Below are 1,364 nucleotides of genomic sequence, written 5' to 3'. Positions count from 1 at the left end.
AATTTTGAACACCGTGTAGACGGTGGGGTATTAAACCCACAAAGAAAATGATAATGGATATTTAAACCCCTAATAACTACTTCCAAAAAAGGTCAAGGTAGTGGTTTAGGATTGCATATTATTCGTAGAACTCTATATGAAATTGGAGGTTATATTAAAGAAACCAGAGAAAATGATGTAATGTTTGAAATGTATATTACTTATGGTTATCGGTAGAAAAAGTTAAATCAAAATTCAAAAATTACAGAATTAACTATGGAAACAAAAAACGTTCATTTACTATTAGTTGAAGATAACCCAAATTATCTCGAAGAATTAATAGAGTTGTTAAAAGAAGACTTTGGTTATCAAAATATTGAAACAGCAGTTAGCGCTAAAGAAGCAACAGAAAAATTACAAAATCCTTTTGACATTATTATTGCTGATATGCGTATGGAAGCAGATGATAGTTGTTTTGCTGTCCTAGAGGAAGTTCAATCTCGAAATCTTTCTTCTGTTGTGATTATCTTAACAGCAAATGATAGCGTAACTGACTGTCGCGATGCTTTTAAAAAAGGTGCTTGGGATTATATTTCCAAGAATATGAAAGGCGATGTTTTTGAAATTTTAGACAAGTCTATTAAAGAAGCAATTACTGATTTTAATAGTTGGGGTAACGTTAAAAATGACCGATGGATTGAAAAAAATAGAGAACACTTAGAAGACCAATATTGGGGGAAATATATTGCAGTTATTAATCAAACAGTCATAGAAGTAGCAGATACAGAAGAAGAACTGAATCAAAAAATTGAGGAACGAAAATTAAGAAGATTTTTAACGACTATTCGTAAAATAGACGAGTTTAAACCTATAGATGAATTGATTAAACAAAGGGAAAGCGATAGTTTAGAATTTAAAAGTACTTTACAATGGGATATTGAAAAAGATCGCAAAAATGAAAAGTTAAAATTTAATCTTTTAAAAACAATTGTTATTTTTCTCAATTCTCAAGGAGGAACTTTATTAATAGGAGTTGAAGAGAATGGTAATATTTTTGGTTTAGAAAAAGATATTTCTTTCTTGGAAACTCTAGACAAATTTAAACAAACATTATCTAATTTTATTTATGACCGCATTAGAGCTGGTTTTCCTCAATATATTAAAGTCCGTATTGAAACTTTAGAAACCAAGGAAATTTGTATTGTTGATGTCAAAAGATCGCTAAAAAAGTCATTCCTTAAAACCGAAAAAGGTTTAGAATTTTATATTAGAGTAGGAAATACTTCAAGAGGATTAACTATTCCTGAAATTTACGATCATTTTTCCTAATTAGGGCTTGCTGATTAAATCTAAAAGTATTTACAGATAAAGGTTTTAGCCTTTTT

1 protein-coding gene is annotated in these 1,364 nt (G+C 29.2%); it reads left to right on the top strand.

Annotated features, from left to right (window positions below; all coding sequences use genetic code 11):
• The first annotated feature begins 255 nt into the window (after positions 1-255).
• Entirely contained in the window at positions 256-1,308 is a 1,053-nt protein-coding gene (locus D5R40_RS33015; RefSeq protein WP_124146890.1) for an RNA-binding domain-containing protein, read from the top strand.
• Positions 1,309-1,364 lie beyond the last annotated feature (56 nt).

The organism is Okeania hirsuta (assembly GCF_003838195.1).
In the GTDB taxonomy this organism is placed as follows: Bacteria; Cyanobacteriota; Cyanobacteriia; order Cyanobacteriales; family Microcoleaceae; genus Okeania; species Okeania hirsuta.
This window is presented reverse-complemented; position numbering and strand designations above follow the sequence as displayed.

Coding starts and splice junctions, on each gene's coding strand:
- D5R40_RS33015 (WP_124146890.1), top strand. CDS start 256: ATGGAAACAAAAAACGTTCATTTACTATTAGTTGAAGATAACCCAAAT.